General features: G+C 64.8%; 28 protein-coding genes. 18 read left to right on the top strand and 10 right to left on the bottom strand.

Features of this window, described 5'->3' with window-relative positions; translation table 11 throughout:
- Window positions 1-4: 4 nt before the first annotated feature.
- From RID11_RS11440 to RID11_RS11420, 5 genes are all read right to left on the bottom strand, one after another.
- Entirely contained in the window at window positions 5-526 is a 522-nt protein-coding gene (locus RID11_RS11440; protein WP_050661408.1) for a F0F1 ATP synthase subunit B', read from the bottom strand.
- An 86-nt stretch (window positions 527-612) separates the two neighbouring features.
- Entirely contained in the window at window positions 613-849 is a 237-nt protein-coding gene (locus tag RID11_RS11435; protein WP_009816528.1) for a F0F1 ATP synthase subunit C, read from the bottom strand.
- Window positions 850-954: 105 nt separating this feature from the next.
- Window positions 955-1,710, bottom strand: a complete 756-nt coding sequence (locus tag RID11_RS11430) for a F0F1 ATP synthase subunit A (protein WP_350139089.1) — start codon at window positions 1,708-1,710, stop codon at window positions 955-957.
- Complete coding sequence (locus RID11_RS11425; RefSeq protein ID WP_350139087.1) at window positions 1,700-2,041, bottom strand: AtpZ/AtpI family protein; 342 nt, start codon at window positions 2,039-2,041, stop codon at window positions 1,700-1,702. The genes RID11_RS11430 and RID11_RS11425 overlap by 11 nt, the downstream gene beginning before the upstream one ends.
- A 201-nt stretch (window positions 2,042-2,242) precedes the next feature.
- Complete coding sequence (locus tag RID11_RS11420; protein WP_350139085.1) at window positions 2,243-2,656, bottom strand: universal stress protein; 414 nt, start codon at window positions 2,654-2,656, stop codon at window positions 2,243-2,245.
- A 137-nt stretch (window positions 2,657-2,793) separates the two neighbouring features.
- On the opposite strand from RID11_RS11420, the gene RID11_RS11415 reads away from it, so the two are divergent.
- Both RID11_RS11415 and RID11_RS11410 read left to right on the top strand, forming a co-directional pair.
- Window positions 2,794-3,171 (top strand): ArsR/SmtB family transcription factor, encoded by a 378-nt coding sequence (locus RID11_RS11415; protein ID WP_350139083.1) that lies wholly within the window; start codon window positions 2,794-2,796, stop codon window positions 3,169-3,171.
- Window positions 3,161-4,132 carry a glycosyltransferase family 61 protein gene (locus tag RID11_RS11410; RefSeq protein WP_350139081.1) on the top strand — a complete coding sequence of 324 codons (972 nt, stop codon included), beginning with the start codon at window positions 3,161-3,163 and terminating at the stop codon, window positions 4,130-4,132. Before RID11_RS11415 ends, RID11_RS11410 begins: the two co-directional genes overlap by 11 nt.
- A 6-nt stretch (window positions 4,133-4,138) precedes the next feature.
- Here RID11_RS11410 and RID11_RS11405 read toward each other — a convergent pair whose 3' ends face one another.
- Entirely contained in the window at window positions 4,139-5,020 is an 882-nt protein-coding gene (locus tag RID11_RS11405) for a LysR family transcriptional regulator (protein ID WP_350139079.1), read from the bottom strand.
- Between the two features lie 280 nt (window positions 5,021-5,300).
- Between RID11_RS11405 and ffh the strand changes: the two genes are divergently transcribed.
- From ffh to RID11_RS11345, 12 genes are all read left to right on the top strand, one after another.
- On the top strand, window positions 5,301-6,785 hold the full coding sequence (gene ffh / locus RID11_RS11400; RefSeq protein ID WP_350139076.1) for a signal recognition particle protein: 1,485 nt from the start codon (window positions 5,301-5,303) through the stop codon (window positions 6,783-6,785).
- Window positions 6,786-6,836: 51 nt separating this feature from the next.
- Entirely contained in the window at window positions 6,837-7,412 is a 576-nt protein-coding gene (locus tag RID11_RS11395; protein WP_350139074.1) for a GNAT family N-acetyltransferase, read from the top strand.
- On the top strand, window positions 7,409-8,017 hold the full coding sequence (locus RID11_RS11390; RefSeq protein ID WP_350139072.1) for a GNAT family N-acetyltransferase: 609 nt from the start codon (window positions 7,409-7,411) through the stop codon (window positions 8,015-8,017). Before RID11_RS11395 ends, RID11_RS11390 begins: the two co-directional genes overlap by 4 nt.
- Window positions 8,018-8,103: 86 nt before the next feature.
- The gene (locus tag RID11_RS11385) at window positions 8,104-8,400 is read left to right on the top strand and encodes a chorismate mutase (RefSeq protein ID WP_050661400.1); all 297 of its coding nucleotides are present in this window, start codon (window positions 8,104-8,106) and stop codon (window positions 8,398-8,400) included.
- A 48-nt stretch (window positions 8,401-8,448) separates the two neighbouring features.
- Window positions 8,449-8,853 carry a 30S ribosomal protein S16 gene (gene rpsP / locus RID11_RS11380; protein ID WP_074785152.1) on the top strand — a complete coding sequence of 135 codons (405 nt, stop codon included), beginning with the start codon at window positions 8,449-8,451 and terminating at the stop codon, window positions 8,851-8,853.
- 18 nt (window positions 8,854-8,871) lie between these two features.
- Window positions 8,872-9,501: a 5,6-dimethylbenzimidazole synthase gene (gene bluB / locus RID11_RS11375; protein WP_350139067.1), complete on the top strand. Its 630-nt coding sequence runs from the start codon at window positions 8,872-8,874 to the stop codon at window positions 9,499-9,501.
- Between the two features lie 73 nt (window positions 9,502-9,574).
- Window positions 9,575-10,084, top strand: a complete 510-nt coding sequence (rimM, locus tag RID11_RS11370) for a ribosome maturation factor RimM (protein WP_350139065.1) — start codon at window positions 9,575-9,577, stop codon at window positions 10,082-10,084.
- 3 nt (window positions 10,085-10,087) lie between these two features.
- A complete protein-coding gene (locus tag RID11_RS11365) occupies window positions 10,088-10,882 on the top strand; it encodes a hypothetical protein (protein WP_350139063.1) in 795 nt (264 codons plus the stop codon).
- Window positions 10,883-10,935: 53 nt separating this feature from the next.
- The gene (gene trmD, locus RID11_RS11360) at window positions 10,936-11,739 is read left to right on the top strand and encodes a tRNA (guanosine(37)-N1)-methyltransferase TrmD (protein WP_350139061.1); all 804 of its coding nucleotides are present in this window, start codon (window positions 10,936-10,938) and stop codon (window positions 11,737-11,739) included.
- A gap of 251 nt (window positions 11,740-11,990) precedes the next feature.
- The gene (gene rplS / locus RID11_RS11355; protein WP_050661394.1) at window positions 11,991-12,374 is read left to right on the top strand and encodes a 50S ribosomal protein L19; all 384 of its coding nucleotides are present in this window, start codon (window positions 11,991-11,993) and stop codon (window positions 12,372-12,374) included.
- Between the two features lie 11 nt (window positions 12,375-12,385).
- The gene (gene rpmE, locus RID11_RS11350) at window positions 12,386-12,607 is read left to right on the top strand and encodes a 50S ribosomal protein L31 (protein WP_050661393.1); all 222 of its coding nucleotides are present in this window, start codon (window positions 12,386-12,388) and stop codon (window positions 12,605-12,607) included.
- A 141-nt stretch (window positions 12,608-12,748) separates the two neighbouring features.
- On the top strand, window positions 12,749-12,946 hold the full coding sequence (locus tag RID11_RS11345; RefSeq protein WP_350139057.1) for a hypothetical protein: 198 nt from the start codon (window positions 12,749-12,751) through the stop codon (window positions 12,944-12,946).
- 40 nt (window positions 12,947-12,986) lie between these two features.
- Here the strand turns inward: RID11_RS11345 and smc are convergent, their stop codons facing one another.
- Complete coding sequence (gene smc / locus RID11_RS11340; RefSeq protein ID WP_350139055.1) at window positions 12,987-16,442, bottom strand: chromosome segregation protein SMC; 3,456 nt, start codon at window positions 16,440-16,442, stop codon at window positions 12,987-12,989.
- A 198-nt stretch (window positions 16,443-16,640) separates the two neighbouring features.
- Between smc and RID11_RS11335 the strand changes: the two genes are divergently transcribed.
- Window positions 16,641-17,114, top strand: a complete 474-nt coding sequence (locus RID11_RS11335) for a GNAT family N-acetyltransferase (RefSeq protein WP_350139052.1) — start codon at window positions 16,641-16,643, stop codon at window positions 17,112-17,114.
- On the opposite strand, the gene RID11_RS11330 is transcribed toward RID11_RS11335, so the two are convergent.
- Window positions 17,111-17,275, bottom strand: coding sequence for a hypothetical protein (locus RID11_RS11330; RefSeq protein WP_350139049.1), 165 nt, complete (start codon window positions 17,273-17,275; stop codon window positions 17,111-17,113). The genes RID11_RS11335 and RID11_RS11330 overlap by 4 nt on opposite strands.
- Window positions 17,276-17,522: 247 nt before the next feature.
- On the opposite strand from RID11_RS11330, the gene cobO reads away from it, so the two are divergent.
- The 3 genes from cobO (at window position 17,523) to RID11_RS11315 (ending at window position 20,701) form a co-directional block, all read left to right on the top strand.
- Complete coding sequence (cobO, locus tag RID11_RS11325) at window positions 17,523-18,134, top strand: cob(I)yrinic acid a,c-diamide adenosyltransferase (RefSeq protein ID WP_350139046.1); 612 nt, start codon at window positions 17,523-17,525, stop codon at window positions 18,132-18,134.
- A gap of 66 nt (window positions 18,135-18,200) precedes the next feature.
- Complete coding sequence (locus RID11_RS11320) at window positions 18,201-18,968, top strand: FCD domain-containing protein (protein ID WP_350139043.1); 768 nt, start codon at window positions 18,201-18,203, stop codon at window positions 18,966-18,968.
- Between the two features lie 251 nt (window positions 18,969-19,219).
- Window positions 19,220-20,701, top strand: a complete 1,482-nt coding sequence (locus RID11_RS11315; protein WP_350139040.1) for a D-alanyl-D-alanine carboxypeptidase family protein — start codon at window positions 19,220-19,222, stop codon at window positions 20,699-20,701.
- Between the two features lie 63 nt (window positions 20,702-20,764).
- On the opposite strand, the gene ccoS is transcribed toward RID11_RS11315, so the two are convergent.
- Both ccoS and RID11_RS11305 read right to left on the bottom strand, forming a co-directional pair.
- Window positions 20,765-20,923: a cbb3-type cytochrome oxidase assembly protein CcoS gene (gene ccoS, locus RID11_RS11310; RefSeq protein ID WP_037241323.1), complete on the bottom strand. Its 159-nt coding sequence runs from the start codon at window positions 20,921-20,923 to the stop codon at window positions 20,765-20,767.
- A 3-nt stretch (window positions 20,924-20,926) separates the two neighbouring features.
- The gene (locus tag RID11_RS11305) at window positions 20,927-23,110 is read right to left on the bottom strand and encodes a heavy metal translocating P-type ATPase (RefSeq protein WP_350139037.1); all 2,184 of its coding nucleotides are present in this window, start codon (window positions 23,108-23,110) and stop codon (window positions 20,927-20,929) included.

Raw genomic sequence — 23,110 nt, 5'->3', positions numbered from 1 at the left:
GCTCTCATCCTTTCATCCGGGCGTTGATCGCAGCGGTGACACTGCGGCCATCGGCCTTGCCACCCATGGCCGAGACGATCTCGGCAGCCGTGTCCTTGGCCACCTCGCGCACGCTCTCCATGGCACTTTCACGGATCTCCGCAAGCTTCTTCTCGCCCTCGGCGGTCCGCTCCGCGATCTCGGCATCGGCCTCTTCATTGGCCTTGTCGAGATCGGCTTTGATCTCGGCCTTGGTCTCGGCGATGATCTTCTGCGCCTCGGCACGGGCATCGGCCAGCGCCTTGTTATACGCTTCCTCGGCCTCGACGGCCTTGGCCTTGAGGTCTTCGGCAGCGGCAAGATCGTTGGTGATCGTCCCCTGACGCTCGGCCAGCACTGCCGCGATGCGCGGCAAGGCCACGCGCGACAGGATGAAGTAGATCACGACCAGTGACACCAACAGCCAGAAGATCTGGTTGGAGAATGTCGTGATATCGAGCTGAGGCAAGCCCGTTGCGGCTTCGGCCCCTTGCGTTTCGCTCGCCATGTCGTCCTCCCTGGGGAATGTTCCGGTTACACCGGAAGGCGGCGCATCGCCGCCCTCCGGCCGTAAGGATCAGATACCCGTAAGGCTCAGACGGCGAACATCAGCAGAAGCGCGATGAGGAACGAGAAGATCCCCAGGGCTTCGGCGAATGCGATGCCGATGAACAGCGTCGCGGTCTGACCGGCGGCAGCCGACGGATTGCGCAGCGCGCCCGCGAGGAAGTTGCCGGCCACGTGGCCCACACCGATTGCGGCAGCACCCGAACCGATGCCTGCGAGGCCTGCACCGATGAATTGACCCAGTTGTGCGATATCGCCTTCCATGAGATGTCTCCTTACGTTGGAATTGGCATTGCTAGGTTAGTCGTGAGGCGGGCGAACCCGCCGTCGTCTGGTTGTTCGATGAGTGGGGGATGCCCACAGTTACCCTCAGTGATGCGGATGCAGCGCGTCCTTGAGATAGACGCAGGTGAGGATGGTAAAGACATAGGCCTGGATGAAGGACACCAGCACTTCGAGCCCGTACATCGCCGACACCGCGAGGATCGACAGCGGGGCGATCATCGCCACCTGGCTGAAGCCCGCGAACACCTTGATCACGGCGTGACCGGCCATCATGTTGCCCGCCAGACGAATGGAGTGGCTGACCGGGCGCACGAAGTAGGAAATCAACTCGATGATCGCCAGAATGGGCCGCAGTGCCAGCGGCGCGGAACTGACCCAGAAGAGGCTCAGGAAGGCCGCGCCGTTCTTGACGAAACCGAGGATCGTCACCGTCAGGAACACCATCATCGCCAGCACCGCCGTCACGGCGATATGGCTGGTGGTGGTGAACGCCATCGGCAAGAGCCCGAGGAAGTTGGCAAACACGATGAACATGAACAGCGTCATGATATAGGGGAAAAAGACCAGCGCTTCCTTGCCCGCCACATCCTCGACCATCTTGCGCACGAAATCATAGGCCAGTTCGGCCACCGACTGCATCCGCGACGGGATCGTGGCGCGGCCCGAGGTGCCCATGACCAGCAGCGCAAAGATCGCGAGGATCGTGATCGCCATCCACAGCGTCGCATTGGTCAGCGTGAACATCCCCACTTGGCCGTCACCAAAGAGCGGCTTGACCAGGAACTGATCCATCGGGTGGAATTCCATGCCGCCTTCGGCCCCCTGCGCTTCAGTCGCCATCCTTGTCCCTCTCTTCCGCGCCCGTCTTGGGCGTCATCGCGTCCTTTTGGATCTCCTCGGCGCTGCGCATCATCGTCTTTACGCCGGCCGCGAGGCCCAGAAATGTGAATATGACAAGGAATATCGGAATGGTGCCGAAAAGCTGATCCAAACCGTATCCCATGCCAAAGCCGATCAGCAGACCGGCCACCAGTTCGATCACCATCCGCCAGGCAAGCTGCGCCTGAGAATAATGCTCTTCCTGATGGGGCTTCGGCGCATCCTTGCCTTTGAGCTTTGCAATCCTCGCTTCCAGCTTTGCCAGTCGCTCGCTCTGCTCGGGATCGGTCACGCGGGGCCCCTTCGATATGTTGCGCCTTTGCTATGGCGCAGGGGGCCATGAGTCAAGCACCATACGCGCCAGCGCATCTCAGGCTCAAGCCATTGTTTTAATGAGTATTTTTGCCATAAAGAAACAGCAGTGTCCTTCTGCCGCAACCGCCCCACCGGACCAATGGGGCGGTTTGCCCATATTCAACTTTTCGGTTGAGTATCAGCGCACCACGAAAACCGAGCACTGTGCATGCTGCGCGATATAGCCGCCATGCGAGCTGAAGATATGCTCCAGAAAGCCGGGCTTGTGGCTGGCCATGATCACCAGATCGGCCCCGGTCTTGTCGATCGCCTTCATCAGTTCCGCAGTGGTCTCGACCGCCGGATCATGCGCCATCAGCGGATCGGCCTTGACGGTGACGCCGTATTTCTCGCGCAGCTCATCCGCAAAGCCCTGCAGGCGGTCGCCGAATTCCTGCGGCGTGTGTCCCAACTCGCCGGGCAATTCACCGCCCACGCTGACCACGTCGATCGACGCGCCATGGCGCTTGGCCATGTCACCGGCCACATCGAGCGCCTTGCCCAACGTGTCCTTGTGAACCAGATCGACGGGAACCATGATTTTGGAGAACATATTCTTTCCTTTCGCGTTTCCTTGGATCGCTTTTTGAGCCTAACGGCACCAGCCTGACACTGCTTTGTCCCAGATCAAACCCCTTTTCCGGCCAAAAAACCCGGAAAAACGGCGCATTTGCGATGCGTCCACCCGCGATGGCCGTTGACGCGCGGGGCGCGCTCGGGCTTATGAGCGGCATGGACAAGGCCACCGCCCTCGACACCGTTTTCGCCGCCCTCGCCGATCCCACCCGGCGGGCGATCCTGTCGATGCTGCTCGAGGATGACATGGCCGTCACCGATGTGGCCGAACCGTTCGAGATGAGCCTCGCCGCGATTTCCAAGCATCTCGGCATCCTCAGCCGCGCCGGTCTGATCAGCCAGGAGCGGCGCGGCCGCGTGGTCTGGTGCAGGCTGGAGCCCGACGCGCTGCGCGACGCCTCGATCTGGATGCAGGGCTTCGGCCAGTTCGAGGCGGTGCATCTCGACGCGTTCGAGCGGTTCCTGCGCACGGAACTGCCCGATGACACCTGACGCCCGCAGCCTCCCCGAGGCGCAGATCACTTATATCAAGCAGGCCACCCTCCTGCCGATGCCCGGCGCGCAGGACCGCGCCTGCGGCATACTGGACGCGGACGGCGCCCCAGTACACGCCGCGCGCACCCTGCTTTCGGCCAGCCGCTTTACCCCCGATCCGACACCGTCCGAAACACCGGCCACCCACCTGCCCGGCCGCTGGCTCTTTGCCGGGGTCGGGCGGCATCATTTCGGGCATTTCCTGCTCGAAGCGCTCCCGCGGCTCTGGGCGCTCGACCACCTGAGCACCCGGCCCGACGGCATCGCGCTCATCCCGATGGCCGGGCGCGACATCGCCGCCGTGCTGCGCCGCCGCCTCGGCCCGCTGCTGGACATTCTCGGGCAGCACCTGCCGGTGCATCTGGTGGAAACCCCGGTGCAGGTCGACGAGGCGATCATCCCCTCACAAGGCTTCGGCCACCTGCACTGGACTCACGGCACCCCCGAGGCGCGCAGCTACATGCGCACGCATCTCTGCGCCGCCGTGCCCGCCGACGGCCCCGAAAAGCTCTATGTCTCACGCCGCAGGCTCAAGACCCCGGCGCAACAGGTCCCGCATGAGCAACAGATCGAACGCTGGATGTCCCATGCGGGGTTCACCATCTTTCACCCCGAACGCCACACCGTCACCGAACAGATCGCCCGCTACCGCGCCGCGCGCGTCATCGTCGGCCCCGACGGCTCAGCCTTTCATCTCGCGCCCTTCGTGATGCAGCCCGGCACCCGCGTCGGCCTCATTCAGCGCCGCACCCGCCAGCACGTGTTCGACGCCATCGCCCGCCAGATCACGCAGATGGGCGAGGCCGATCTATGGACCAGCGCCGCGCTCTCGCACCTGACGGACACCCCGGATGACAGCACCCTGCCCCCCGAACTGCACCGGTTGCGCGCCGACTTGCGCGCAGGCGGCTTCATCTGAGCACGGCTACTCCACCTGCCAGCCGCTCGCCCGCTCCTTGAGAAACGTGAGGAACGCCTGCACCTTGGTGGTGCGATGCAAATCCATATGCGTGACCAGCCACAGCGGCGCCGCCCATTCCGGCTTGGGCTCCATCACCTGAACCAGCCCCGGCACCTCGGCGGCCTGCAACACCGAGGTGAACCCGATCCCCGCCCCCGCAAGGATCGCGTTGCGCTGCGCATGCACGTCGCCGGAACGGAACACGATATTCTCGCCCGGCACATTATCCTGCAACCAGCGGTGAAACGGTGCGCGCGTCTTGGGGTCATCCGCCCCGATAAAGCGATGTTGCCCGAACTCCCCGCAGCCCTTGGGCAGGCCGTGCCGGGCGGCGTAACCCTCACTGGCATAGAGCGTGAACTGCTGCTGAAAGAACGGCTGCACCACGTTGTCGGGCTGATCCGGCACCGCGCCTGCCCGGATCGCCACATGCGCCTCGCCATATTCCAGCCGAAAGAGGCGATCGCCGGTCAGGTAGCGCACCACCAGATCGGGATAGCCCTGCTGAAACTCCGCCAGCACCGGGGCCAGAAGATGGCTCAAGCCGCCGATCGAGGTCACCACCAATTCGCCCGACACATCATTGCCGCGCCCCTTGATCCGCCCGGCCAGTTGGTTGAACTGATCGTCGGTGGCCTGCGCCACGCGCAACAGGTCATCGCCCGCCTCGGTCGGCGTGTAACCGCGCGCATGCCGCTGAAAAAGCTTCACCCCCAGCCGCTCCTCAAGCGCGTCAATATGGCGGATGACGGTGGCATGATGCACGCCCAGCACCTCCGCCGCCCCGCTCACCGTGCCCACGCGCGCCACGTTATAGGCGGTCCGCACCTCATCCCAATTGTCCATCACCGCCCGCATCCTTGCGCCCTGTGCATCCCTCAACATGAGAGGCCGCATTCAATCTATACGTTCGCGCGCGAACTACAACAGCCCTCCCCGCCCGCTTGACTCGCCCGCCCCGCGCGCGTAAACGCCACCCCAACACCCCGGAAGCCGCATGCTTCCGGTCCCGGGCGCGGTCCGGGATCGCCCCCCGTCAGCGCGTTGCGCCCACGGGGGCGTTTATCGTTTGAACCGTTGCCCCTATATCGGGTGACAGACAGGAACCGGCGAAGGAGCCCGAGTGATGTTTGAAAATCTGTCCGAACGCCTCTCCGGCGTCCTCGACCGGCTGACCAAGCAGGGCGCGCTTTCCGAAGAGGACGTCAAGACCGCCCTGCGCGAGGTGCGCGTCGCGCTGCTGGAGGCCGACGTCTCGCTGCCCGTCGCCCGCGAGTTCATCAAAAAGGTCGAATCGCAGGCCACCGGTCAGGCGGTCACCAAATCGGTGACGCCGGGCCAGCAGGTCGTCAAGATCGTCCATGACGCCCTGATCGAGACGCTGCGCGGCAGCGAAGACCCCGGCGCACTCAAGATCGACAACCCGCCCGCGCCGATCCTGATGGTCGGCCTGCAGGGCTCGGGCAAGACCACCACCACCGCCAAGCTTGCAAAGCGCCTGAAAGAGCGCGACGGCAAAAAGGTGCTGATGGCCTCGCTCGACGTCAACCGCCCGGCGGCGATGGAACAGCTGGCCATTCTCGGCCAGCAGATCGGCGTCGACACCCTGCCCATCGTCAAGGGCGAAGACCCGGTCGCCATCGCCAAACGCGCCAAGACGCAGGCCTCCCTGGGCGGCTATGACGTCTACATGCTCGACACGGCGGGCCGCTTGCATATCGACGCTGACCTGATCGCACAGGCGGCAGCGGTGCGCGACGTCGCCAATCCGCGCGAAACCCTGCTCGTCGTCGATGGCCTCACAGGTCAGGATGCCGTCAACGTCGCCACCGAATTCGATGACAAGATCGGCGTCTCCGGCGTCGTCCTCACCCGGATGGATGGCGACGGGCGCGGCGGTGCCGCCCTCTCGATGCGCGCCGTCACCGGCAAGCCGATCCGTTTCGTGGGCCTCGGCGAAAAGATGGACGCCATCGAGACGTTTGAGCCCGAGCGCATCGCCGGTCGCATCCTCGGCATGGGCGACATCGTGGCGCTGGTGGAAAAGGCGCAGGAAACCATCGAGGCCGAACAGGCCGAACGCATGATGCGCCGGATGCAGAAGGGTCAGTTCAACATGAACGACCTGCGCAGCCAGCTTGAGCAGATGCAGAAGATGGGCGGCATGCAAGGCCTGATGGGGATGATGCCCGGCATGGGCAAGATGGCGAAACAGGTGCAGGAGTCGGGCTTTGACGACAAGATGATCCTGCGCCAGATCGCCCTCATCCAGTCGATGACGAAAAAAGAACGCGCCAATCCCGCCCTGTTACAGGCCAGCCGCAAGAAACGTATCGCGCGGGGCGCGGGGCAAGAGGTGTCCGATCTCAACAAGCTTCTGAAGATGCACCGGCAGATGGCCGACATGATGAAGAAGATGGGCAAGATGGGCAAAGGCGGCATGCTCAAGCAAGCCATGTCAGGCATGTTCGGCAAGGGCGGCATGCCCGACATGAACGACCCCAAGGCAATGGAAGAGGCCGCCAAGGCCATGGGCGGCAAGCTGCCCGGCGGAATGGGCGGCGGCATGGGCCTGCCCCCCGGCCTCTCCGGTTTCGGCAAGAAGAAGTGATCCAATGACTTCATCTTGCCAAAAATACTCGATTATCCCGGAGGCCCGCCCATGAGCCTCACGCAAGCCCCTGTGCTCGACAGCACCCACCTCATCCTGCGTGGGCCTGAACCGCGCGACTTCGAGCCGCTCGCGGCCTTCTTCGCCGATCCCGACCGCGCCTGGGGCTTTGGCGGGGCCGAGACGCGCCCCGACGCCTGGCGCTGGTGGGCCTGCAATATCGGCCACTGGCATATCCATGGCTACGGCTATTTCACGATCGAGGACAAGGCCACCGGCGCGCCCGCAGGAATCTGCGGCATCTGGAACCCCGAAGGCTGGCCCGAACCGGAACTGGGCTGGGTCGTGTTCGAGGGTTTCGAGGGGCGCGGCATCGCCCATGAGGCCGCGCTGCGCGCCCGCCGTTACGCCTACGAGGATCTGGGGTTCACCACGCTCACCTCCAACATCCTGCCGGGCAACACCCGCTCCGTCGCCTTGGCCGAACGCCTCGGCGCATGGTTCGAGCGCGAATATGAGAACGTCTCGATGGGCCGCGACATGCTCTACCGCCACCCCGGTCCCGACGCCGCCACCGACACCGCCCTTGGCCGCGACGATGACGGCTCGGTCGAAGCCTACGCATGAGCAACTATCCCGACATCCCGGTGATCGAGACCCGCCGCCTCGTGCTGCGCGGCCCCGAGGCCGGGGACTATCCCGATTTCAAGGCGACCTTCGCCTCCTACCGTTCGCGTTTCATGGGCGGGCCGCTCAACGGCTACGAGGCGTGGATGCTCTACGCCGCCGAGATCGGCCATTGGGCGGTGCGCGGCTTCGGCATGTGGATGATCCACGACAAGCTGACGGACGAGACCTACGGCATGGCCGGGGGTTGGTTCCCCGCCAAATGGCCCGAGCGCGAGATTGCCTGGATCATCTGGCCCGACAAGGCCGGTCGCGGCTATGCACTTGAGGCCACCCACGCCGTGCGCCGCCATTTCTACGAGCGGCAAGGCTGGGAGGGGGCGGTCAGCTATATCGACCCCAAGAACCTCGACAGCATCCGCCTTGCCGAACGTCTCGGCTGCACCAAGGATCGCGAGGCAGCAACCATCGACGGCTCGGATGCGGTCTATCGCCACCCGTCCCCCTCCGCCGCCGCCTCGGGGCAGTTGCGCGACGGGATCGAGCTCGAGATCGCCCATTATTGCGACCCGATGTTCAAGCCGAAGGGGATGCCAATTGACTGACATGACCCTGACCCGCGCACCGACGCGATACCGACAGAATACCGACGTGATACAGCCCCGCATGTTCGCCGCCCGGGAGACCCGCCATGACCAATGACGCCACCCGCGCCGCCGCCCTTCTGGCCGAGCACCGCGAGAGCATCGACCGCCTCGACGCGATCCTCGTCTTCACCCTGGCCGAGCGGTTCAAGCACACCCAGGCGGTGGGCAAGCTCAAGGCCGAACACGACCTTCCCCCGTCCGATCCCGCGCGCGAAGCCGCGCAGATCGAGCGGCTCGAAGACCTGGCGAAATCCGCCGACCTCGACCCGGAATTCGCCCGTGAATTCCTCAACTTCATCATCGCCGAGGTGATCCGGCATCACCAGAAGCACCAGTCGTAGGGTGGGGTTCAACCCCACCAAACCCCCGCCATTAAAGGAGAATATCAAATGGCCATGAAAATCCGTCTCGCCCGTGGTGGCTCGAAAAAGCGCCCCTTCTATCGCATCGTTGCAGCGGACAGCCGCATGCCGCGCGATGGCCGCTTCATCGAGAAACTGGGCACCTACAACCCGCTCCTGCCCAAGGACAGCGAAGATCGCATCAAGATGGACGTGGAGCGCATCCAGCACTGGCTGGCGCAGGGCGCACAGCCCACCGACCGCATCAGCCGCATGCTCGAAAACGCAGGCGTGATCGCCAAGAAAGAACGCGCCAACCTGAAAAAGGCCGTGCCGGGCAAGAAAGCTCAGGACCGCGCCGAAGAGAAAGCCGCCAAGGCCGCCGCAGCAGCCGAAGCCGCGAACGCCCCTGCTGAAAAGGCTGCGGCCGAAGAGGCGACGGCAGAAGAGTAAAACAGGCAAGGCACTGGAATGTCAGAGTTTTCCAACGACTTCCAGACCAACCTGCGCGATCTCATGCGGTGGCGGCGCGACGTGCGCCGCTTCCGCACCGATCCCGTGGACGAGGCAATCCTGCGCGATTGCCTCGACGCGTTTCTGTTGGCCCCCTCCGTGGGCCTCAGCGAACCGTGGCGCGTGATCGAGGTGCAATCCCCCGCCGCCCGCGCCGCCGCCCTCGCCAATTTCAGCGCCGCCAACGCGCAGGCGCTCGACGGCTATGACGGCGAAAAGGCGCAGCTTTACAGCAACTTGAAACTCTCGGGCATGCAAGAGGCCCCGGTGCAACTGGCGGTCTGGTGCGATGACAGCACCGACAAGGGCGCGGGACTCGGGGCGGCCACCATGCCCGAAACCCGCCGCTATTCCGTGGTGGGCGCGATCACGCTCTTCTGGCTCACCGCCCGCGCAAAGGGCCTCGGTGTCGGCTGGGTGTCGATCCTTGACCCCGATCAACTGGCACATGATCTTGATATTCCAAGCGATTGGTCGCTCGTCGCCTATCTCTGCGTCGGCTGGCCCGAGGCCCGCAGCGACACACCCGAGCTGGAACAGGCCGGATGGGAGACACGCCGCCCCACCCTGCCAACGGAGACCCGCTGATGTGTGCCAACCCTTTGCATCGGCGTGATTTTCCCCTAGCCTGCAATGCAGGTCACAACCGTGAGAGAGCAGCATGAGCGACGATCACCGCATCTGCGTGGGGGCCATCGCCGGAGCCTTCGGCGTCAAGGGCGAATTGCGCCTCAAGAGCTTCACCGCCTCCCCCGAGGACATCGCCGACTATGCGCCACTCAGCACCGAGGACGGCAGCCGCAGCTTCGATCTGACCCTGACAGGCCAGACCAACAATGCCCTCACCGCGCGCTTTCCCGGCATAGCCACCAAAGAACAGGCCGACGCCCTGCGCGGCGTGCGGCTCTACGTGCCCCGCGACCGATTGCCAAGCCTGCCGGATGACGAGTTTTACCACGCCGACCTGATCGGGCTCGACGTGGTCGACACCGGGGGCACAGCGCTTGGCCGGGTCAAGGCGGTGCTCAACCACGGCGCGGCAGATCTCTTGGAAATCCACGGTCCCGGCCTCAAATCCACGGTGCTTTTGCCCTTCACCCGCGAGGCGGTGCCGACGGTCGATCTGGCGTCAGGCCGGATCGTCGCGGACCCGCCCGAGGGGCTGTTCTGAGCGATGCGCATCCTGCTCCACCCCGGTTTTCACAAGACCGGCACGTCGAGCCTGCAACGCGGCGCGACGGCGCAAATGGACATGCTCGGGTCACGTCTGCAACTGATGCTCACCCCCGACCTGATCGAGGCCGCCCGCGCCGCGCGGCACTATTCCGAGCGGCGGACGGATGAATATCTCGATCATTTTACCACGGAATTTCAACACGCTTTCGAGGCGCGGGACAGCAGCGATCGCCGGCCGCTCCTGATCAGTTCCGAGGTGCTGAGCGGGCATTTGCCGGGCCTGAGGGGCGTCAAGACCTACGCCGCCACCCCGATCCTTGCCCGCTCTGCAGTCAACATTCTGCACCGCTATTACGGCCCAGAGGCGCAGATCACCGTCTGGTTCACCACCCGCACGCCCGAGACGTGGCTGCGCAGCCTCTACTGGCAGAACCTGCGCGCGCAACGCCTGACCGAGGAGTTCGAGCCGTTTCGCGACCGCATGGCCCCCGCCGCCGATCATGCCCGAATCGTGGGCGAGGCACGCCGCTGCATCGGCTCTTTGGCACAAGTCGAGACTGACCGCATCGAAGACATCGGCCCCGAACCGCTCGGCCCGCTCGGCGCGGCATTACGGCACCTCGGCGTAACCACCGAAGGGCTGGGCGCCCTGCCCCAACACAACACGCAGCCCGAAAACGCGGCACGCGACTTTCTCGCGCTGAACCGCTCTGCCATGGGCGACAAGGCCCTGGCCGAGGCCAAGCGCAAGGTGCTGCGCCGCTACCGTCGCGCCGAGCAGTCCGATAGCTGAACCACGCAAAACCCCTTGCCTGCCCCCCGCACCAGAGGCTAAGCGGCAGCATCATGAGCGACACACCCAAATCCCACGGGCGCAAATCCATCCGCGCCACCCTGCAACCGCGAGAGCTGATCACCCCCACGCCGGAGCTTGCCCGCGCGTGGAAGGCGCAGGTGATCACCCTTCTGCCGCAGGCTTTCCCGGGTATCTTGGGTGAAAGCCTGACGGGCCGCGCGCTCAAGGACGGGCTGTGGTCGCTCACCCCGATCGACCTGCGCCCCTTTGGCGAGGGCAAGCACCGCAATGTCGATGACACGCCCGCAGGGGGCGGTGCGGGAATGGTCCTGCGCGCCGACGTGATGGGCCGCGCCATTGACCGCACGCAGGATAGCGCACCGCGCGGCGCGCCGCTCATTTACCTCAGCCCGCGCGGGCGGCGCTTCGATCAGGCCATGGCGCAGCGCCTCGCCCAAGGACCCGGCGTGACGCTGATCTGTGGTCGGTTCGAGGGGCTGGATGAGCGCGTGATCGAGCATTACGGGATCGAAGAGGTCTCCTTGGGCGATTTCGTGATGACCGGGGGAGAGATTGCGGCACAGGCCCTGATCGACGCCTGCGTGCGGCTCTTGCCAGGCGTTCTGGGCAATGCCGAGAGCGCCGTCGAGGAAAGCCATTCGAGCGGCCTTTTGGAACATCCGCACTACACCCGCCCCGCGGAATGGCAGGGCCGCCCGATCCCCGAAGTACTGACTTCGGGCGATCATGCGAAGGTGGCGGCGTGGCGGCGCGAGATGTCCGAACGCCTCACTGCCACCCGCCGTCCGGACCTCTGGGACCGTCACCTGAAATCGCGCCGCGACAAGGCTTGATCCGCCCCCCGATTGCGCCTATACACCGCGCAGTCTGGAATCGGCATCGCTGTTCCGGGCATGTTTCATATGGCACATCAGACCGCCCGGCCTTCTTCGGCCTTGAGGGGTGCCCGAAGAAACGACTGAACAAGACAAGGACGACCCTGATCTCTGGCGGGCGCACATGCGGACCCGGAAGAAGACCAAGAGCTCTGAGGGACGCAAACCACCTTTGCGGGGAAAACCGCAAGCAGATCAGGAGAATAGCGATGGATATTATCGCTCAGTTGGAGGCGGAACAGATCGCCTCGCTCGGGAAGACCATTCCCGATTTCAAGGCCGGCGACACGATCCGCGTCGGCTACAAGGTGACCGAAGGCACGCGCACCCGTGTGCAGAACTTCGAAGGCGTCTGCATCAGCCGTAACAACGGCAAGGGTATCGCAGGCTCGTTCACCGTCCGCAAGATTTCCTTTGGCGAAGGCGTGGAGCGCATGTTCCCGCTCTACTCGACCAATATCGAGCATATCGAGGTGGTGCGCCGTGGCCGCGTCCGCCGCGCCAAGCTCTACTACCTGCGCGCGCGCCGCGGCAAATCGGCCCGTATCGCGGAAGACACCCATTACAAGCCCCTCAAGGGCAAGTCGGCGTAAGGACTGGCAAGATGAAAAAAGAAATCCACCCCGATTACCACCTCATCGACGTCAAGCTGACCGATGGCACCGTCGTGCAGATGCGCTCGACCTACGGGGCCGAGGGCGACACGCTCTCGCTCGACATCGACCCCTCGGTGCACCCGGCCTGGACCGGCGGCTCCTCGCGTCTGATGGACACCGGCGGCCGCGTGTCGAAGTTCAAGAACAAGTATGCCGGCCTCGGCTTCTGAAACCACGGACAAGACGCACACAGATCACGCCGTCCTCCGTGGCGGCGTTTTCTTTTGGCTCGGGCCGCGCTTTACTTTTTGCTAAGGAATCGGCAGTATATTGATCATTCGAAAATTGTTTTCAGTCTGAGCACCGAAAACGTGACCCTGCGGAGCGCCAACTCTGCAGGGTCTTCTTTTTCAGGAACTCAAAGTCCCGTCAAAAGCCGGATGACCGTGACCAACAGCGTTCCCGCTGCAAGAAAGACCATCCATCTTCGAAAATTGCTTTCATTCAGCCTGATCACCTCCTTCTGCTGCAATGGATTGCAACAAAAGTACACCACCGGGCCGACGTGAAGGAAAGGTTAAAATACGTCGCAAATGCGCACGAAATTGCTCACGCCACCATGGCTTCGGCCTTCTTGAGGTCCACCGAGACAAGCTGACTGACCCCCTGCTCGGCCATGGTCACCCCGAAGAGCCGGTCCATCCGGCTCATCGTCACGGCGTGGTGGGTGATGATCAGGAACCGCGTCTCGGTGCGGCGGCACATTTCATCCAGCAGGTCGCAGAAGCGTGTCACGTTGGCGTCATCGAGCGGCGCGTCCACCTCGTCGAGCACGCAAATGGGTGCGGGATTGGCGAGGAATACCGCAAAGATCAGCGCCAATGCGGTCAGCGTCTGCTCGCCCCCCGACAACAGGCTCAGCGTCGACAGCTTCTTGCCCGGCGGCTGGCACATAATCTCGAGCCCCGCCTCCAGCGGGTCATCGCTCTCGACAAGCACGAGATTGGCCTCGCCACCGCCGAAGAGATGGCGGAACAGCAGCGTGAAATTGGAATTGACCTGCTCGAAGGCGGTCAGCAGACGCTCGCGCCCCTCGCGGTTGAGGCTGGCAATCCCGCCCCGCAGCGTCTTGATCGCCTCTTCCAGATCGGCCTTTTCCGTGACCAGCGTGTCATGCTCTTCCTGCACCTCTTTGGCATCCTCTTCGGCGCGCAGGTTCACCGCGCCGAGCGCGTCGCGTTGCCGTTTGAGACGGTTCACATCCCCCTCGATGGCGTCGGAGCCGGGCATGGTGTCAGGGTCGGCCCCAAGGCTTTCGAGCAGGGCGTCGGGCGTGGTGTCCATGGCCTCGCCAATCCGCTCGGCGGCCAGATCTCGGGTCTCGCGCGCGGCATCGACACGCGCCTCGGCGCGGGCGCGGGCCTCGCGGGCCTCCGACGCCTGCCGCTCGGCCTCGCGCTCATTGAGCCCGGCCTGCCGCGCCGCCCCTTCGGCGGTCGAGAGCGCATCGGCGGCCTGTGCCCGGCGCGCCTCGCTGCGGGTGATCTCTTCGCTCAGTTCCGCGCGCTTTGCGGCGAGGATCTCCGGCGTGGCACTCGCCTCGGCCAGTTCCGCCTCTGATGCATCCTTGCGCTCTGCCAGCTCAGCACTGCGTTTCTCGGCGGTCTCCAGCCGGTGTCGCCAACCGCTGATTTCCTTGGCGATTTCCTGGCTGCGGCGGGTCCGACGTTCTCCGTCGCGGCGCAACTCATCCGCTGCCGAGCGGCGCGCCATCATCGTCATGCGCGCGGCCTCGACGGTCATCTTGATGTCTTCGAGATCGGCGCGCGTGGCCTCCAGATCGCCCAGCCCGGAGAGCCCCTTTTCGGCCTCTGCCAGCCCCTTGCGCGCCGCCATCGCCTCTTCCTCGTGGCGCGTTACCGCGAGGCTCGAGGACTCGAGCCGCGATCCGGCAAGGTTGCTGTCGGCCTCGGCCCGGCTCAGGGCGCGATTGGCCTCGTTGACGGCGGCATCCGCTGCCCGGCGCGCCTCGCGCGCAGCACGGTCCTTTTCGGTGCAGGCTGCCAGTTGCTCACGCAGCGCCTCATGCGCGCGCATCGCCCCGTCGGCGCGCGCGGTGGCATGTTCCAGCTGCTGCTTCAACTCTTCCAGTCGGTTCAGTTGTTGCAGGCGGAGTGCCGCTGCCGAAGGCGCATCCTCGGCCCAGGCCCGAAACCCGTCCCACCGCCACAGATCACCCTCGGTGCTGACCAGCCGCTGACCGGGTTTCAGGAGCGGTTGCAAACGCGGCGCATCCTCGGCATCTACCAGACCGATCTGCGACATGCGGCGCGCCAGAACCTCGGGCACCGAGACGTGGTTGGTTAGCGCGGTGACCCCCTCGGGCAGGGGCTGCGGCGTCTGGTATCCCGGCAGAATGGTCCAGCCCGAGGGGCCATCGGCCTCGACCTCGGGCGCGCGCAGATCGTCGGCAAGCGCCGCACCAAGCGCTTTCTCGAAGCCCTGCTGCACCTGCAGGCGGTCCATGATCTGCCCGCCCTCGGCGGTGTCGCGCTCGACCAGTTTCGCCAGCGCCGTGACCTCGGCGCGCAGGGCGTTGACCTCGCCCTCGGCCTCGGACCGGGCCGCGCGGGCCTCGGCCTCGCGGGTCTGCGCCTCTGCGCGGGCCTCGTCGGCGGTGACAAGCGCGGCCTCGGCGGCCTCTGCTGCCGCCACCGCCTCGGCTTCGGCCTTGGCCGCCGCCGCCTGATCGGTCTCGGCCTTGCGCAGCGCCTCGCGCGATTGGCTCTGTGCCGCGCGGGCGCGTTCGGCCTCGGCCTCGCTCTTGGCCAGCGTCTTGCGGCAATCCTCGATCAGGCGCTGCGCCGATTGGTGCCGCGCCGAGAGCCGGGCCATGTCCTCTGTCATCTGGCTCAGATCGCTTTCGCGCTGCTGCAACACGCGGGCGGCGTCGCGCGCTTCCTCCTGCGCGGCCTCTAGGCGGGCCTCGTGCCCCTCGGCCCCCTTGGCCAGTTCCGCCGCCTCCCAGTCGAGGCGTTTGATCGTCTCGCCGGCATCGTGGTTGAGGCCGGTCTCACGCTCGATATCGCGGGCAAGCTGCGCGATGCGTCCCTCCAGCGTCTCGATCCGGTCGCGGGCATTGGCCTCTTGTTCCGACAGGGTGTCGCGCTGCACGGTCAGCCGTTGCAGGATCGCCCCCGCGATCGCCTCTTCCTCGCGCAGGGCGGGCAGGGCGTCGTCGGCCTTTGCACGGGCGCGGGCGGCAGCACGCGCCGCCGTTTCGGCGCGTGCTGCCGCCGTGGTGCGCTCGCGCAATTCCTCCTCGGCCCGCGCGCGTGCCTGATCCGCCTCTTTCCAGCGGCGATAAAGTAACAACCCCTCAGCCAGCCGCAATTCCTCGCCGATCTGGCGATAGCGCGCCGCCTGCTTGGCCTGCCGCGCCAGTTGCGCTAATTGCGCGGCCAGTTGTTCGACCACATCATCGACGCGGGTCAGATTGGTCTCCGCCGCGCGCAGCTTCAACTCCGCCTCGTGGCGGCGCTGGTAGAGTCCAGAAATCCCCGCCGCCTCTTCCAGAATACGCCGCCGCGATTTCGGCTTGGCGTTGATCAGTTCCGAGATCTGTCCCTGCCGGACCAGCGCGGGCGAATGCGCGCCGGTCGAGGCATCGGCAAAAAGCATCTGCACATCGCGCGCGCGCACATCCTTGGTGTTGACTTTATAGGCGCTGCCCACGTCACGGGTGATCCGGCGCACGATTTCCAGATGATCGGCATCGTTGAACCCGGCCGGGGCCAGCCGGTCGGAATTGTCGAGATGGATCACCACCTCGGCAAAATTGCGCGCCGGGCGCGTCGCAGCCCCGGCAAAGATCACGTCCTCCATCCCGCCGCCGCGCATCGCAGAGGGGCGGTTCTCGCCCATCACCCAACGCAGCGCCTCCAGCAGGTTCGACTTGCCACAGCCGTTCGGCCCCACCACCCCGGTCAGACCATCGGCGATGATCAGGTCGGTCGGGTCGACAAAGCTCTTGAAGCCGGTCAATCGGAGTTTGGAGAACTGCACGCGCACCTCGGGTCTGGCGATTCCATCAAAGCAGAATGTGACCAGCCCGCCGCGATTCTGTCAACGACCAACCACAGGATATGGGGCGAGTGGGCCAGTTATCCACATGATATTGCGGATTTCCGCCGGCAATGCATCACTTGCACCCCATGGCGGGCCTGCTAATCTTGCCCACACTTCCCATTGAAGAGACCGCAAATGCCCGTGCCCGTCACCGAAACACCGTACCTTATCACCGCCGCCGACCCCAGAGAGCCAGGCGCGACCGCGCTGCTCAACGCAAGCCACACGCTGATGCAGTCGCTGTTCCCGCCCGAGGACAACTTCTTTCTCGATATCGACGCGCTCTGCGCGCCCGACATCCGGTTTTTCACGGCGATGGAGGGGGCGACCTGCCTCGGCACCGGCGCGCTTGCCCTGCGCGACGGCTATGGCGAGGTGAAATCCATGTTCGTCGACGAGGCCGCGCGCGGGCGCGGGGTGGCCGACGCGATCCTGCGCCGCATCGAGGAGGAGGCCCGTCAGCATGGGCTTGCCGCGCTGAAGCTTGAAACCGGCAACGTGCTGCATGCCGCGCACCGTCTCTATGCCCGGCACGGCTTCACCCCCTGCGGGCCGTTCGGCGACTATCCCGATGCGCCCTCGTCAATCTTCATGGAAAAAGCGCTTTAGGCCTTCTTGGGGGCCTGCGCCTTGGACTTGAGCCGCGCCACAAGCTCTTCCTTGGTGGGTCGCTTGCCGAACGGGTTCTTTTGCGACCCGGGGGCGTTATGCTCCTTGTGACGCGGGGCATTGCTGCCTTTCTTCGGCGCGCCTGCTGCCTTGTAATCCATGATTCTGGCCCTTTCGGCTCTGCAAACCCAACGGGGCTCACGATGCGGTTCTTTTGGCGGCAAACCCGCGCACGATCAAGCCGCATATCGCGGCGGCAAGCAAGGACAGGGATCATCGCATGGCTCATGGCAAACCCTGCCCCCGTAACGGTTGACAAAGGCGTGTCACGCGCGCCGAAAACCCTTGCACACCTGCGCATCTCGGCCAAAAGTCCCCCGCAAAGCACCGAGACGCAGGAGAGAACGCATGGCCCTCGACCCCGAAGTCCACAAGGAAAAGATGAAGCGCATCAAAGCCGCCCGTGACAAGATCATGGCGACCAAGACCGAGGAAAAGGGCCTGATCATCGTCCATACCGGCAATGGCAAGGGCAAGAGCAGTTCCGGCTTCGGCATGATCATGCGCTGCATCGGAAACGGCATGCAATGCGCCGTGGTGCAGTTCATCAAGGGCAGCATGCCAAGCGGTGAGCGTACCCTGCTCAAGGACCGGTTCAGCGATGTCTGCGCCTTCCACACCATGGGCGAGGGTTTCACCTGGGACACGCAGGACCGCGAGCGCGACACCGAAATGGCGCAGGCCGCCTGGGAAAAGGCCAAGGAACTGATCCGTGACGCGGCCAACAAGATGGTGCTGCTGGACGAGATCAACATCGCCCTGCGCTACGACTATCTCGACCTCGACGACGTGCTGCTGTTTCTGGCCGAGGAAAAGCCGCCGATGACCCATGTTGTGCTGACCGGGCGCAGCGCCAAGCCCGAGTTGATCGACCTCGCCGATCTCGTCAGCGAGATGAAAGAGATCAAGCACCCATTCCGCAGTCAAGGCGTCAAGGCGCAGCCGGGGGTGGAGTTCTGATATCACGCCGCTTGCCGCAAAGAAATATTGGTCATATCGTATAACCAATTTTTAAGGGGCGCGCGTATGCCATTTCAAAAGGTAACACCCGAGAAACTCTCTACTGCGGTGACACGGCAGATCGAGAAATTGATCCTGCGCGGGATCCTGCGCCCCGGCGAACGCCTGCCCGCTGAGCGGGAATTGGCCGACAAACTGGGCGTCTCGCGCCCGTCCCTGCGCGAGGCCATCGCCGATTTGCAGGACAAGGGCCTGCTGACAACCCGCGCCGGGGCGGGCATCTATGTCGCCGATGTCCTCGGCAGCGCCTTTTCCGACGCGCTGATCCGGCTTTTCGCCGATCACGACGAGGCGGTGTTCGATTATATCGGCTTTCGCCGCGATCTCGAGGGGCTGGCCGCCTGCCGCGCCGCGCGCCTCGCCTCGGATACCGATTTGCAGGTGATCCAGACGATCATGGACAAGATGGAAGCCGCGCATAAAAAGACCAATCCGGCGGATGAGGCGCGGCTCGATGCCGAGTTTCACATGGCGATCATCGAGGCCAGCCACAACGTGATCATGCTGCACATGATGCGCTCAATGTTCCAGCTTCTGCGCGAGGGTGTGTTCTACAATCGTCAGGTGATGTTCAAGCAGCGTACCACGCGCGGTGCCCTGCTCGATCAGCACCGCGCGATCAATGTCGCGATTCAGGCGCGCGATCCCGATGCTGCCCGCGCCGCCATTAACGCCCATCTCAACTACGTGGAAAAGGCCCTCGCCGATCAGCAAAAGGCCGACCGCAACGAGGCGATCGCGCGGCAGCGCTTCGAGCACGAACAATCCCGCTGAAAAATCAGGCCGGTGCCCTGGCGCGGGACAGATGTCTTATGACACGTGCAACCCCTGACTGTTCCCGGTTCGAGGTTCATCTTGAGGGGCCAACCCGCAACACATACTACATGTTGTCCCAGAATCCGGCCGCACGTTCAAAAACTCGTTGCAAACGAATGCTTTAAAAGAAAACCCTATTGTGCTATCGTTCAATAATAAAACAAGCCAGCCGAAAAATCGGCGGCGCGAGGCAGTAAAAGAGCGGTTCTATGAAAACACGGGGCAGGCAGCCGATCCGTTGGGGGTTGGTGGCGTTCGCGACCTTCTGGATGTTGGTGATCGTGCCGTTGAGCGCGGCTGCAGCACCCTACGCGGGTCTGGTGATGGATGCACGCAACGGCAAGGTGCTTTATGCGCGCAATGCCGATACGCGACTGCACCCCGCCTCACTCACCAAGATGATGACGCTCTATGTCGTGTTCGAAGCGGTCGAGAACGGCGAGATCAGCCTTGACGACAAGGTGCGGATTTCCAAATTCGCGGCCAGCGAACCGCCCAGCAAGCTCGGCCTGCGCCCGGGCCAGACCATCGCCCTGCGCTACCTGATCCGCGCGGCGGCGGTCAAATCCGCCAATGACGCCGCCACTGCCCTTGCCGAGGCGATCGAGGGGTCCGAGGCACAGTTTGCCCGGCGCATGAACCGCACCGCCAAGGCGCTCGGGATGACACGCACCACGTTCAAGAACGCCCATGGCCTGACCGAGAGCGGGCACTTGTCCACCGCGCGCGACATGACGATCCTGGGGCGGCACCTGTTCTACGACTATCCCGACTATTACAATCTCTTCTCGCGCATCACGACGCATGCGGGCGTGCGCTCTGTCAGCCATACCAATCGCCGCCTGCTCCAGAGTTACAGCGGCGCGGACGGGATCAAGACGGGCTATACCCGCGCGGCGGGCTTCAACCTCACGGCCAGTGCCGAACGCGGCGGCGAACGGATCATCGCCACGGTTTTCGGCGGCAATTCGACCACTTCGCGCAATGCCAAGGTGGCGGAATTGCTCGACCTGGGCTTCGGCAAGGCACCGAGCCGCGTGGCCCTCGCCCGCCCGGCCCGCCCGGCCTATCTGGGCAAGATGGGCAGCCAGCCGGTTATGATCGCCGCAGGTGGCGCGCGCCCTGAGCTTGCCGGCAAAACCGTGCGCCTCGCCGCTGCCGCCGCCGTCCGCAAAAGCCTGCGCCCCCGCCCCCGACCCGGCGCAGAGACCACACCGGTGCTCATCGCCGACAGCGGCGACATCGAACGCGCGCTGCTTGCGGCGCAGAACAGCACCGTCGAGACTGGCACTCCGGACGAGACCGCCACCCAAACCGCACAGGGCAGCACAGCTATCGCCGAGGCTGTAAATGCTGCCATCCGGCCAGAACCTCGCCCCAAGGACGTCACGCTTGCCAGCGCCGAGGCCACGGACCCGGTGGCAGAGGTCGTGACCCGCGTCTCCACTTCCGGCGGGCGGCATTGGGGCGTGAACGTGGGCCGCTTCCCCAGCGAGTACAAGGCCCGTCAGGTGCTCTTGCAGACCGCTCTCAGCGAAATGGCCACGCTCGACGGCAGCCTGCGCAAGGTCGTGAAACGGCCCACCGGGTTCGACGCAAATTTCATGGGCATGACCCGCGACAGCGCCGACCTCGCCTGCCGCCGGTTGCAGGCCAAGCAGATGACCTGCTTCATGATCGGGCCAAGCTGATTACGGGGTGATTGGGGGCCAGCCCCCAAACCCCCGGGATATTTACGGCAAGATGAAGACGGCTCAGGGTTTGGGATGGTCGTCCCAGTCATCCGACAGGATGCGCCGCGCGTCGCCCTCGGGATCGTCATACTGATTGCTGCGCACCGTGTACACAAAGGCAACGAGGCCAACCCCCCCCAGGATGAGCGATATCGGGATCAGGTAGGTGAGGATATTCATCGCTTACCTCAGTCGCAGGGCATTCAACGACACCGTAATCGAACTGAGCGACATGGCCAAGGCCGCGATCAACGGCGTCGCCAGCCCCGCCACCGCCAGCGGCACCGCGATAATGTTGTAGACCGTGGCGATGCGGAAATTCTCACGGATGCGGCGGGTGGCGGATTTCGCCGTCTCGCAGGCCGCCCCGATGGGCGAGAGGTCATTGCCCAGAAGCACGATATCCGAGGCCACCCGTGCGGCATCAAGCGCCGTGGCAGGCGAGATCGACACATGCGCCGCCGTCAGCGCGGCGGTATCGTTGAGCCCGTCACCCACCATCAGCACATGCGCCCCCTCACCGCGCAGCGCCTCGACGCGCGCCGCCTTGTCGGCAGGCAGTGCCTCGGCCATCCAATGCGGGATACCCAGACGCTGCGCCAAGGCCTCCACCGCCGGGGTGGTGTCGCCCGACATCAGGATCACGCGCTTGCCCTGTGCAACCAGCGCCTGCACCGCCTCTTCCGCGCCGGGGCGCAGGGCATCGGTGAAGGTCAGCGCCAGCGGGGCCGCATCGCCGATCTTCAGATAGGTCGCGGTTTGCGACAGCCCCTCGGCCCCGGTCCAGCTTGCGCGCCCAAGCCGCACCTCCTGGCCGTCAATCAGCCCTTTGGTGCCATAGCCCGGCACCTCGGTCACGTCGCGAACCTCCGCTGCGGCAAAGCCTGCATCGCGCGCCGCCTTGGTGATCGCCTGCGCCAGCGGATGCGACGAGCCCTGCGCCAATGCGAGCGCCGTCTCCATCGCCGCGCGCGGCAGGGCGTCGAGATTGGTCAGATGCGGCGTGCCGGTGGTGAGCGTGCCAGTCTTGTCGAACACCACCGTATCCACCTGCGCCAGCCGTTCCAGCGCTGTTTCATGCTTGATCAGCATCCCCCGCCGAAAGAGCCGCCCAGAGGCCGCCGTGGTCACCGCAGGCACTGCAAGGCCAAGCGCGCAGGGGCAGGTGATGATCAGCACCGCAGCCGCGATGTTGAGCGCCGTGCGCATGTCCCATGTATAGAGATACCAGCCGATGAAGCTCAGCCCCGACAGGATATGCACCCCCGGCGCATAAAGCTTTGCCGCCCGGTCAGCGAGCGAGGTGTAGCGCGAGCGCCCCGATTCCGCGATGGCCACCAGATCGGCCATCCGGTGCAGCGAGGTCTCGGCCCCAACGGCACTGGCACGGATGGTCAGCGGGCCGGTGAGATTGACCTCGCCCGCGCTGACCGCCTGCCCCTCGCCTGCAAAGACCGGCAGCGTCTCGCCGGTCAGCAGCGAGCGGTCGATCTCCGACGTACCGCTGACGATCTCGCCATCCACCGGCATCCGCCCGCCGGGCCGCACGAGGATCAGATCGCCCACCGCCAGTTCCGCGACATTCACCACGTCTTCGACGCCGTCCCTGACCCGCGTCGCGCGCGGCACTTCGAGCGCGGTCAATTCCTCCGCCGCCGAACGGGCAATCGCCCGCGTCCGGTGATCCAGATAGCGCCCGGCCAGCAGAAAGAACGTCAGCGCAAGGGCGGCGTCGAAATAGGCATGCTCGCCCGACAGCATCGTCTCCCACAGCGAGGTGACGATGGCCAGAACGATGGCCAGAACGATCGGCACATCCATATTGAGCCGTGCGTTGCGCAGCGCAGCCCAGGCATTGCGAAAGAATGGCACGCCGGAAAAGGCAATCGCGGGCAGCGTGATCGCGGCCGAGATCCAGTGGAACATGTCCCGCGTCGCGTCCTCTGCCCCCGACCAGACCGAGACCGACAGGAGCATGACATTCATGCTGGCAAAGCCCGCAACAGCCAGCCGCATCAACAGATCGCGCCCCGCGCGGTCCGTCGCGGTGGCATTGAGCGTGCCCGCATCAAGCTCATGCGCCTCGTATCCAAGCCCCTCGACGAGCGCACGCATCTCCTCTGCCGTCACCTCGGGCGCGGCGTCGATGCTGGCGCGCTTGAGCGTGAGGTTAACACGCGCCGAATTGACCTGCGGATGATCGTTCAGCGCCCGCTCGATCTTGGAAATGCAGGCCGAGCAATGGATCGTCGGCAGCGACAGGGCGATCTGCGCATTGGGCAGGTCGCGCGCCGCCAATGCCTCTGCCGCCGGGGCGGCGGAACAGGCCGGACAGGCCGAGGGCGTGGGGCGCATGGTGGCGGTCAT

Origin of the sequence: Roseovarius sp. (assembly GCF_040219995.1) — a bacterium.
In the GTDB taxonomy this organism is placed as follows: Bacteria; Pseudomonadota; Alphaproteobacteria; order Rhodobacterales; family Rhodobacteraceae; genus Roseovarius.
Note: the sequence above shows the minus strand (reverse complement) of the source record. Positions and strands in the feature narration are given on the sequence as shown.

Excerpts from the sequence above, each read along its gene's own strand:
- RID11_RS11440 (WP_050661408.1), bottom strand. The coding sequence starts at position 526 with ATGGCGAGCGAAACGCAAGGGGCCGAAGCCGCAACGGGCTTGCCTCAG.
- RID11_RS11435 (WP_009816528.1), bottom strand. The coding sequence starts at position 849 with ATGGAAGGCGATATCGCACAACTGGGTCAATTCATCGGTGCAGGCCTC.
- RID11_RS11430 (WP_350139089.1), bottom strand. The coding sequence starts at position 1,710 with ATGGCGACTGAAGCGCAGGGGGCCGAAGGCGGCATGGAATTCCACCCG.
- RID11_RS11420 (WP_350139085.1), bottom strand. The coding sequence starts at position 2,656 with ATGTTCTCCAAAATCATGGTTCCCGTCGATCTGGTTCACAAGGACACG.
- RID11_RS11415 (WP_350139083.1), top strand. The coding sequence starts at position 2,794 with ATGGCCGTTGACGCGCGGGGCGCGCTCGGGCTTATGAGCGGCATGGAC.
- RID11_RS11410 (WP_350139081.1), top strand. The coding sequence starts at position 3,161 with ATGACACCTGACGCCCGCAGCCTCCCCGAGGCGCAGATCACTTATATC.
- RID11_RS11405 (WP_350139079.1), bottom strand. The coding sequence starts at position 5,020 with ATGGACAATTGGGATGAGGTGCGGACCGCCTATAACGTGGCGCGCGTG.
- ffh (WP_350139076.1), top strand. The coding sequence starts at position 5,301 with ATGTTTGAAAATCTGTCCGAACGCCTCTCCGGCGTCCTCGACCGGCTG.
- RID11_RS11395 (WP_350139074.1), top strand. The coding sequence starts at position 6,837 with ATGAGCCTCACGCAAGCCCCTGTGCTCGACAGCACCCACCTCATCCTG.
- RID11_RS11390 (WP_350139072.1), top strand. The coding sequence starts at position 7,409 with ATGAGCAACTATCCCGACATCCCGGTGATCGAGACCCGCCGCCTCGTG.
- RID11_RS11385 (WP_050661400.1), top strand. The coding sequence starts at position 8,104 with ATGACCAATGACGCCACCCGCGCCGCCGCCCTTCTGGCCGAGCACCGC.
- rpsP (WP_074785152.1), top strand. The coding sequence starts at position 8,449 with ATGGCCATGAAAATCCGTCTCGCCCGTGGTGGCTCGAAAAAGCGCCCC.
- bluB (WP_350139067.1), top strand. The coding sequence starts at position 8,872 with ATGTCAGAGTTTTCCAACGACTTCCAGACCAACCTGCGCGATCTCATG.
- rimM (WP_350139065.1), top strand. The coding sequence starts at position 9,575 with ATGAGCGACGATCACCGCATCTGCGTGGGGGCCATCGCCGGAGCCTTC.
- RID11_RS11365 (WP_350139063.1), top strand. The coding sequence starts at position 10,088 with ATGCGCATCCTGCTCCACCCCGGTTTTCACAAGACCGGCACGTCGAGC.
- trmD (WP_350139061.1), top strand. The coding sequence starts at position 10,936 with ATGAGCGACACACCCAAATCCCACGGGCGCAAATCCATCCGCGCCACC.
- rplS (WP_050661394.1), top strand. The coding sequence starts at position 11,991 with ATGGATATTATCGCTCAGTTGGAGGCGGAACAGATCGCCTCGCTCGGG.
- rpmE (WP_050661393.1), top strand. The coding sequence starts at position 12,386 with ATGAAAAAAGAAATCCACCCCGATTACCACCTCATCGACGTCAAGCTG.
- RID11_RS11335 (WP_350139052.1), top strand. The coding sequence starts at position 16,641 with ATGCCCGTGCCCGTCACCGAAACACCGTACCTTATCACCGCCGCCGAC.
- RID11_RS11330 (WP_350139049.1), bottom strand. The coding sequence starts at position 17,275 with ATGGATTACAAGGCAGCAGGCGCGCCGAAGAAAGGCAGCAATGCCCCG.
- cobO (WP_350139046.1), top strand. The coding sequence starts at position 17,523 with ATGGCCCTCGACCCCGAAGTCCACAAGGAAAAGATGAAGCGCATCAAA.
- RID11_RS11320 (WP_350139043.1), top strand. The coding sequence starts at position 18,201 with ATGCCATTTCAAAAGGTAACACCCGAGAAACTCTCTACTGCGGTGACA.
- RID11_RS11315 (WP_350139040.1), top strand. The coding sequence starts at position 19,220 with ATGAAAACACGGGGCAGGCAGCCGATCCGTTGGGGGTTGGTGGCGTTC.
- ccoS (WP_037241323.1), bottom strand. The coding sequence starts at position 20,923 with ATGAATATCCTCACCTACCTGATCCCGATATCGCTCATCCTGGGGGGG.
- RID11_RS11305 (WP_350139037.1), bottom strand. The coding sequence starts at position 23,110 with ATGACCGCCACCATGCGCCCCACGCCCTCGGCCTGTCCGGCCTGTTCC.